Source organism: Oceanibaculum pacificum (assembly GCF_001618175.1).
In the GTDB taxonomy this organism is placed as follows: Bacteria; Pseudomonadota; Alphaproteobacteria; order Oceanibaculales; family Oceanibaculaceae; genus Oceanibaculum; species Oceanibaculum pacificum.
In genome coordinates this window covers 1-7971 of the sequence record NZ_LPXN01000043.1, presented here as the reverse complement: position 1 = coordinate 7971, position 7971 = coordinate 1, and the positions used below count along the sequence as shown (strand labels likewise).

Here is a 7971-nt window from a genome sequence, read left to right as displayed (position 1 = left end):
CCCCGCAAGGGGGGAGGGAGCAATGCCGGGCCGCACCTCTCTCCCTCCCCCCTTGCGGGGGAGGGTCGGGGTGGGGGGTGGCCCGCGGAGGAAACAGCCGCGTGACACTCGACCTGATCCTGCTGCAGCTTGTCACCGGGGTGGCGCTGGGCTCCATCTTCGTGCTGCTGGCGATCGGCCTTTCGCTGATCTTCGGCATGCTGACGGTGGTGAATTTCGCGCATGGGGCGTTCTACATGGTGGGCGCTTATATCGGCGTCTATCTGTACGGGCTGACCGGCAATTTCTGGGTCTCCCTGCTGCTGGTGCCGCTGGCGGTCGGCTCGATCGGGCTGGTGGTGGAGCGCTTCCTGGTGCGCCCGCTCTATGGCCGCGGCATCGACTATCCGCTGCTGCTGACCTTCGGGCTCGGCTATGTGTTCGTCGAGACCATCCGCATCCTGTTCGGCATCACCGGCGAGCCCTTCAGCACGCCGGCGGCGCTGCGCGGGGCGGTGAATATCGGCATCGGCTATTTTCCGCTCTACCGGCTGTTCCTGATCGGCGCGACCGCCGTGCTGGTGCTGGCCCTGTGGCTGTTCATCGAGAAGACGCCCTATGGCCTGATCATCCGCGCCGGCGCGCGCGACCCGGAAATCGTGCGCGTCCTGGGCATCGACATCTCGAAAATCTGGCTGATCGTGTTCGGCATCGGCACCGGCATCGCCGGCTTGTCCGGCGTGCTGGCCGCGCCGATCCACGCGGTGACGCCGGAGATGGGCATTCCGGTGCTGGCCGAGGCCTTCGTCGTCACCGTGATCGGCGGCATGGGCTCCCTGCTGGGGGCGGTGACCGCCGGGCTGTTGGTCGGCATCGTCGTCGCCATGACCTCGCTGTTCGCGCCCGACATGGCGAAGGTGGCGATCTTCGGCCTGATGGCCCTGGTGCTGCTGGTGCGCCCGCAAGGCCTGTTCGGCCGCGCCGGGCTGATGGGCTGAGGGCGGCGGCATGAGCGAGACAACAACCGTCCCCGTCACACCACACGGCCCGGCACACACCCCGGCACACGCCAAGGGCCGCCACCGGTTCTACGACGCCATCGCCCGTCACCGCGCGCTGGTGACCATCGGCTTCCTGTTCGTCTTTCCCTGGCTGATGCCCTATGAGGCGCTGGCGATCAATATTCTGATCTTCGGGCTGTACGCCCTCGGCTTCAATTTGCTGTTCGGCTATACGGGCCTGCTGTCCTTCGGCCATGCCGCCTTCCTGGGGTCGGGGGCCTATGGCGCGGGCGTGGCCATCGTCAGCTTCGGCGTGCCGTTCCTGCCGGCGATCCTGATCGGCGTGCTTCTGGCAACGGTCATCGCCGCGATCATGGGCTTCCTGGCGATCCGCACGCGCGGCATCTATTTCGCGATGGTCACGCTGGCGCTGTCGCAATGCGTCTATTACGCCTTCTACCAGGCGGTCGACCTGACCGGCGGGGAGAACGGGCTGCGCGGGGTGAACATCGCCACACTGACCCTGTTCGGCTGGGAGCTGAACTTCCTCGACCCGATGACGAAATACTACGTCATCTTCGCCTTCGTCGCGGTCGCGGTGTGGCTGTTCTCGCGCCTCCTAGCCTCGCCCTTCGGCGCGGCGCTGGAGGCGATCCGCGAGAACGAGAACCGGGCGCGGGCCTGCGGCTACGACGTGGCCGCGACCAAGCTGGCCGCCTTCGTGCTGTCCGGCGCCTTCTGCGGGCTGGCCGGCGCGCTGCGCGCGGTGCATCTGTCCATCGTGCCGATAGAGACGCTGCACTACCTGACCTCCGGCCAGGTGGTGATGATGAGCCTGCTGGGCGGCATGGGCACGTTCTTCGGCCCGTTCGTCGGTGCGGCGATGTTCCTGCTGTTCGAGGACATGCTGACGCTGCTGACCGTGCATTGGCAGCTCTATCTGGGGGCGATCTTCATTATCTTCGTGCTGTTCTTCCCGCGCGGCATATGGGGCACGCTGCTGCAATGGGTGCGCCGGCCATGACCGAGCTGATCCTGGAAGCCGAGGGGCTGACCAAGCGCTTCGGCGGCTTCACCGCGCTGAAGGATGTCTCGGTCGGGTTCGAGCGCAACTGCCTGACCGCGATCATCGGGCCGAACGGGGCCGGCAAATCGACCTTCTTCAACGTGATCTCCGGCGCGTTCCCGCCCACCTCGGGCCGCATGCGCTTCGAGGGCCGGGACATCACCGGCCTGAAGCAGCATGAATTTGCCCGCATGGGCATCGCCAAGAGCTTCCAGATCACCAACATCTTCCCGCACCTCTCGGCGCTGGAGAATGTGCGCGTCGCGGTGCAGGCGATGCATAGCCGCTTCGATTTATGGCGGCCGCGCGAGAACCTGACCGGGCTGATCGACCAGGCGCACGCGCTGCTGGCGCTGGTCGGGCTGGGCGGCCACGGGCCGCGCCTGGCGCGCGACATGGCGCATGGCGAGCAGCGGGCGCTGGAGATCGCCATGGCGCTGGCCTGCGAGCCGCGCCTGCTGCTGCTCGACGAGCCGACCGCCGGCATGTCGCCGGAGGAGACCAAGGGCATGATGGAGCTGATCCAGCGCCTGGCGGGCGAGCGCACGGTGGTGCTGGTGGAGCACAAGATGAAGCTGGTCATGGGCATCTGCCAGCGCCTGATCGTGCTGCATCACGGCGAGCTGCTGGCCCAGGGCACGCCGGACGATATCCGCGCCAATGACGAGGTGCGCCGCGTCTATCTCGGCCAAGGTAAATGAGCGAGGACGCCATGCTGACGGTCGACAATCTGAACGCCTGGTACGGCCCCAGCCACATCCTCCAGGGCGTGTCCTTCGAGGTGAAGGCCGGCGAGATCGTCACGCTGATCGGCCGCAACGGGGCCGGCAAGACCACCAGCCTGCGCACCATCATGGGGCTGGTCGGCAAGCGCACCGGCAGCGTCGCCTTCGACGGCCAGGAGATACTGGACCAGCCGGCCTTCCGCCGCTTCCATCTCGGCCTCGGCTATGTGCCGGAGGACCGGCGCATCGTCGGCGGGCTGACGGTGCTGGAGAATATCCGCCTGGGCCTGATCGCCTCCCGGCACGCCCGGCAGGAACGCGCGGTGATCGACCGCATCGCCGAGACCTTCCCGCGCCTGAAGCAGCGCTTGACCCAGCAGGCCGACACCATGTCCGGCGGCGAGCAGCAGATGCTGGCCATCGCCCGCGCCATGGCGTCGGACCCGAAGCTGATCATGATGGACGAACCGTCGGAGGGCATCATGCCAGTGCTGGTCGACGAGATGTTCGAGCTATTTCAGGCGATGAAGCGGGCCGGCACCACCGTGCTGCTGGTCGAACAGAATGTCGAGCGCGCGCTGCAGGTCTCCGACCGCGCCTATATCATGGACCAGGGCGTCATCGTCCACCACGACACCGCCGCCGCCCTGCTGGCCGACACCGACATCCAGGACCGCTACTGCTCGGTGTGACGGTCCGAATAGGCTTGCCGCAAGGGATCGCCTCCCCCACTTATCGGCCTGATACCCGCCCACCTTGCGCCCACCTTGCGCCTGGGGGGCAAGGTCTGCATTATGCGGCGTCTCATGAACCCCTGATGAAATGGCGTAGTACCGATGGCCAGTTCCATCCCCAACACCTATCGCGCCGGGCCGGACGATTCCGGGCATTTCGGCATCTTCGGCGGCCGCTTCGTGGCCGAGACGCTGATGCCGCTGGTCCTGGAGGTCGAGGCGGCCTACAAGGCGGCGAAGGCGGACCCCGACTTCAAGGCGGAGTTCGACTATTACCTGAAGCATTATGTCGGCCGCCCCTCGCCGCTGTATTACGCCGAGCGGCTGACCGCGCATTTCGGCGGAGCCAAGCTGTACTTCAAGCGCGACGAGCTGAACCATACCGGCGCGCACAAGATCAATAACTGCCTGGGCCAGGCGCTGGTCGCCAAGCGCATGGGCAAGACCGAGATCATCGCCGAGACCGGCGCCGGCCAGCATGGCGTCGCCACCGCCACGGTGTGTGCGCTGTTCGGCATGAAGTGCAAGGTCTTCATGGGTGCGGAGGATATCGAACGCCAGCAGCCGAATGTCGAGCGCATGCGCCTGCTGGGGGCGGAGGTGGTGCCGGTCACCTCCGGCACCTCGACGCTGAAGGACGCAATGAACGAGGCGCTGCGCTACTGGGTCGCCAAGGCGGAGACGCATTTCTACATCATCGGCACGGTCGCCGGCCCGCACCCCTACCCGGCCATGGTGCGCGACTTCCAGTCGATCATCGGCACCGAGACGCGCGAGCAGATGATGGAGGCCGAGGGCCGCCTGCCCGACAGCCTGGTCGCCTGCATCGGCGGTGGCTCCAACGCCATCGGCCTGTTCCATCCCTTCCTCGACGATGCGTCGGTGAAGATGTACGGCGTGGAAGCTGCGGGAAGCGGCATCGACAGCGGCAAGCACGCCGCCTCGCTGACCGGCGGCCGGCCCGGCGTGCTGCACGGCAACCGCACCTACCTGCTGCAGAACGAGGACGGCCAGATCACCGACGCCCATTCGATCAGCGCCGGCCTGGACTATCCCGGCATCGGGCCGGAGCATTCCTGGCTGCACGAGCAGGGGCGGGTGACCTATGTCAGCGCCACCGACGAGGAGGCGCTGGACGCCTTCAAGCTGTGCGCCGAGAAGGAAGGCATCATCCCGGCGCTGGAGCCGAGCCACGCGCTGGCCTATGTCGGCAAGCTGGCCCCGACCCTGCCGAAGGACCATCTGCTGGTGATGAATCTGTGCGGCCGCGGCGACAAGGATCTTGCCGCCGTGCTGAAGCATCTGAAGGCGCGCGGCAAGCTGTGAGGGGTAAGCTTTAATGACGACCGACGATTCCCGCATCGCCCGCCGTTTCGCCAAGCTGAAGGCCGAAGGACGCGGCGGCCTGGTCACCTTTGTCACTGCCGGCGATCCGGACATGGAGATTTCGGCGAAGATCATCCAGGGCCTGCCCGGCGCGGGGGCCGACCTGATCGAGATCGGCATGCCCTTCTCCGACCCGATGGCCGACGGCCCGGCGATCCAGGCCGCCTCACTGCGGGCGCTGAAGGCCGGCATGTCGCTGGCCAAGACGATCGAGCTGGTGCAGGGCTTCCGCAAGGCCGACGCGGACACGCCGATCATCCTGATGGGCTATTACAATCCGATCTATATCTACGGCGTCGACCGCTTCCTGGCCGACGCCAAGGCGGCGGGCATCGACGGGCTGATCATCGTCGACCTGCCGCCGGAAGAGGATGTCGAGCTGTGCCTGCCGGCGTTGCAGGCGGATGTGGCCTTCATCCGCCTCGCCACGCCGACGACCGACGACAAGCGCCTGCCGACCGTGCTGGCGAATACCTCGGGCTTCGTCTATTACGTGTCCTTCACGGGCGTCACCGGCACCAAGTCGGTGGACAGCGCCCATGTCGCCCAGGCCGTTGACAGGCTGCGGCGGCATACCGATCTACCCATCGCGGTCGGCTTCGGCATCAAGACGCCGGAGCAGGCGCGCGCCATTGCCGCCGTCGCCGATGCCGCCGTCGTCGGCACGGCTTTGGTGCAGGTGATCGCCGACCATACCGACGCGGCCGGACGCGCGACGCCGGGGCTGGTGGACGCCGCCCTGGGCTTCGTCGCCGACCTGGCAGGCGGCGTGCGCAACGCCCGTTCCGCGGCTTGAGGAGCTGACGCCACATGGATTGGCTGACCAATTTCGTCCGTCCGAAGATTCGCGCCCTGGTCCAGAAGACCGAGGTGCCCGATAATCTGTGGGAGAAATGCTCCAGCTGCGGGCAGATGATCTTCCATCGCGAGCTGGATGAGAATCACCGCGTCTGTCCGCATTGCGGCCATCACATGCGCCTCGGCGCGGTCGCCCGGCTGCAGATGCTGTTCGACAATGGCGCCTACCAGACCATCGAGCTGCCGAAGCCGCCGGCCGATCCGCTGCGCTTCCGCGACCGCAAGCGCTATGGCGACCGGCTGAAGGAATCGCAGAACAAGACCGGCCGGCCGGACGCGATCATCGTCGCCCACGGCACGATGGACGGGCACAAGACCGTCATCGCCATCTTCGATTTCGACTTCATGGGCGGCTCCATGGGCATCGCCGTGGGCGAGGCGCTGGTGGCCGCGGCCGAGCTGGCCGTCCTGCAGGAAGCGCCGCTGATCGCCATTCCCGCCTCCGGCGGCGCGCGCATGCAGGAGGGCATCCTATCGCTCATGCAGATGCCGCGCTCGATCATCGCGGTCGAGAAGGTGAAGGAAAAGGGCCTGCCCTACATCGTCATCCTGACCGACCCGACGACCGGCGGCGTCACCGCCTCCTTCGCCATGCTGGGCGACATCCACATCGCCGAGCCGGGGGCCGTGATCGGCTTCGCCGGCGCGCGCGTCATCGCCGAGACGATCCGCGAGCAATTGCCGGTGGGCTTCCAGCGCGCCGAATATCTCCAGGAGCACGGCATGGTCGACCTGGTGGTGCCGCGCAAGGAGATGCGCGACACGCTGGCCCGCATCCTGGGCCTGCTGCGCGACCGCAAGCCGACCGCGCGCATCGTGCCGCTGCCGCGCAAGGAAGCGGACGCGCCGCCGGCCTACTGACCCCTCCCCCAGCGCCGGCCCTGCCGGCAGGCGGTACAAGCGTGACCGGCCCCGATACCATCCTGGAGCGCCTGAAGGCGCTGCATCCCAAGCTGATCGACCTGTCGCTCGACCGGATGTGGCGCATCCTGGCGGCCCTCGACCATCCGGAGCGGCGCTTGCCGCCGGTGATCCATATCGCCGGCACCAACGGCAAGGGCTCGCTGGTCGCCTATCTGCGGGCGATCTACGAGGCGGCGGGCTACCGGGTGCACGCCTATACCTCGCCGCATCTGGTGCGTTTCAACGAGCGCTTCTACGTCGCCGGGGCGGAGATCGACGATGACCGCCTCGCCGCCTATCTGGCTGAATGCGAGCAGGCCAATGGCGGCCAGCCGATCACCCTGTTCGAGATCACCACGGCGGCCGGTCTGCTGGCCTTCGCGCGCACGCCCGCCGACGTGCTGATCCTGGAAACCGGGCTGGGCGGCCGGCTGGACGCGACCAACGTGGTCGAGCGTCCGCTGGCCACCGCGCTCACCGCCATCTCCATGGATCACATGCAATATCTGGGCGACACCATCCAGCAGATCGCCGGCGAGAAGGCGGCGATCATGAAGCCAGGTGTGCCGGCCGTCTGCGCGGTCGAGAGCCCGGCGGTGCTGGCGGTGCTGGAAGCCTATGCCGCGAAGGTCGGCGCGACGCTGGCGCGCGGCGGCATCGACTGGAGCGCCGAGGCGACCGGCGACGGCATGGCCTATCGCAGCAAATCGGGCGCGCGCGCTCTACCGCGGCCGGTGCTGCCCGGCCTGCACCAGATCGGCAATGCCGGCACCGCCGTGGCGGTTATCGAGGCCGCCATGGCGCGGCTGCCGGTGGACGACGCGGCCATCGCCACGGGCCTCCAGACCGCCCGCTGGCCGGCGCGGATGCAGCGCCTGACGCGCGGCCCGCTGGTCGATGCCCTGCCCGACGGCTGGGAGCTGTGGCTCGATGGCGGCCATAATGGCGGCGCCGGCGAGGTCATCGCCGCCACCGCCCGCGCACAATGGGCCGACCGGCCGCTGCATCTGGTGTTCGGCATGCTCGATACCAAGGTGCCGGTCGAATATCTGCGCCCCTTCGCCGGCCTGGCCCGCGACGTGCAGACCGTCGCCATCCCCGGCGAGCCGCACAGCCTGCCCGCCGACCAGACCGCCGCTATCGCCCGCTCCGCCGGCCTCGCCGCCACCCCCGCCGCCGGCGTCCCCGCCGCCATCGCCCATATCGCCGCCGCTGGCGGCCATCGGGACGGCGGCCGCATCCTGATCTGCGGCTCGCTCTACCTCGCCGGCCACGTGCTGCGGGAGAACGGGTAGCGATCTCCCCTCACCCAGCTCCGG

The 7971-nt window shown here is 68.0% G+C and carries 8 protein-coding genes; all 8 read left to right on the top strand.

Features of this window, described 5'->3' with window-relative positions; translation table 11 throughout:
* Positions 1-101: 101 nt before the first annotated feature.
* The 8 genes from AUP43_RS03715 (at position 102) to AUP43_RS03680 (ending at position 7947) form a co-directional block, all read left to right on the top strand.
* Positions 102-977 (top strand): branched-chain amino acid ABC transporter permease, encoded by an 876-nt coding sequence (locus AUP43_RS03715; protein ID WP_067552877.1) that lies wholly within the window; start codon positions 102-104, stop codon positions 975-977.
* Between the two features lie 10 nt (positions 978-987).
* Positions 988-2004 carry a branched-chain amino acid ABC transporter permease gene (locus tag AUP43_RS03710; RefSeq protein WP_084462530.1) on the top strand — a complete coding sequence of 339 codons (1017 nt, stop codon included), beginning with the start codon at positions 988-990 and terminating at the stop codon, positions 2002-2004.
* Positions 2001-2747, top strand: coding sequence for an ABC transporter ATP-binding protein (locus AUP43_RS03705; protein WP_067552879.1), 747 nt, complete (start codon positions 2001-2003; stop codon positions 2745-2747). Before AUP43_RS03710 ends, AUP43_RS03705 begins: the two co-directional genes overlap by 4 nt.
* Positions 2744-3463 carry an ABC transporter ATP-binding protein gene (locus tag AUP43_RS03700; protein WP_067552875.1) on the top strand — a complete coding sequence of 240 codons (720 nt, stop codon included), beginning with the start codon at positions 2744-2746 and terminating at the stop codon, positions 3461-3463. Before AUP43_RS03705 ends, AUP43_RS03700 begins: the two co-directional genes overlap by 4 nt.
* Before the next feature lie 144 nt (positions 3464-3607).
* Positions 3608-4831 carry a tryptophan synthase subunit beta gene (trpB, locus tag AUP43_RS03695; protein WP_067552873.1) on the top strand — a complete coding sequence of 408 codons (1224 nt, stop codon included), beginning with the start codon at positions 3608-3610 and terminating at the stop codon, positions 4829-4831.
* A gap of 13 nt (positions 4832-4844) precedes the next feature.
* The gene (trpA, locus tag AUP43_RS03690; protein ID WP_067552872.1) at positions 4845-5687 is read left to right on the top strand and encodes a tryptophan synthase subunit alpha; all 843 of its coding nucleotides are present in this window, start codon (positions 4845-4847) and stop codon (positions 5685-5687) included.
* Positions 5688-5701: 14 nt separating this feature from the next.
* The gene (gene accD, locus AUP43_RS03685) at positions 5702-6610 is read left to right on the top strand and encodes an acetyl-CoA carboxylase, carboxyltransferase subunit beta (protein ID WP_067552870.1); all 909 of its coding nucleotides are present in this window, start codon (positions 5702-5704) and stop codon (positions 6608-6610) included.
* 41 nt (positions 6611-6651) lie between these two features.
* Complete coding sequence (locus AUP43_RS03680) at positions 6652-7947, top strand: bifunctional folylpolyglutamate synthase/dihydrofolate synthase (RefSeq protein ID WP_067552868.1); 1296 nt, start codon at positions 6652-6654, stop codon at positions 7945-7947.
* Positions 7948-7971 lie beyond the last annotated feature (24 nt).

Excerpts from the sequence above, each read along its gene's own strand:
- AUP43_RS03710 (WP_084462530.1), top strand. The coding sequence starts at position 988 with ATGAGCGAGACAACAACCGTCCCCGTCACACCACACGGCCCGGCACAC.
- AUP43_RS03705 (WP_067552879.1), top strand. The coding sequence starts at position 2,001 with ATGACCGAGCTGATCCTGGAAGCCGAGGGGCTGACCAAGCGCTTCGGC.
- AUP43_RS03700 (WP_067552875.1), top strand. The coding sequence starts at position 2,744 with ATGAGCGAGGACGCCATGCTGACGGTCGACAATCTGAACGCCTGGTAC.
- trpB (WP_067552873.1), top strand. The coding sequence starts at position 3,608 with ATGGCCAGTTCCATCCCCAACACCTATCGCGCCGGGCCGGACGATTCC.
- trpA (WP_067552872.1), top strand. The coding sequence starts at position 4,845 with ATGACGACCGACGATTCCCGCATCGCCCGCCGTTTCGCCAAGCTGAAG.
- accD (WP_067552870.1), top strand. The coding sequence starts at position 5,702 with ATGGATTGGCTGACCAATTTCGTCCGTCCGAAGATTCGCGCCCTGGTC.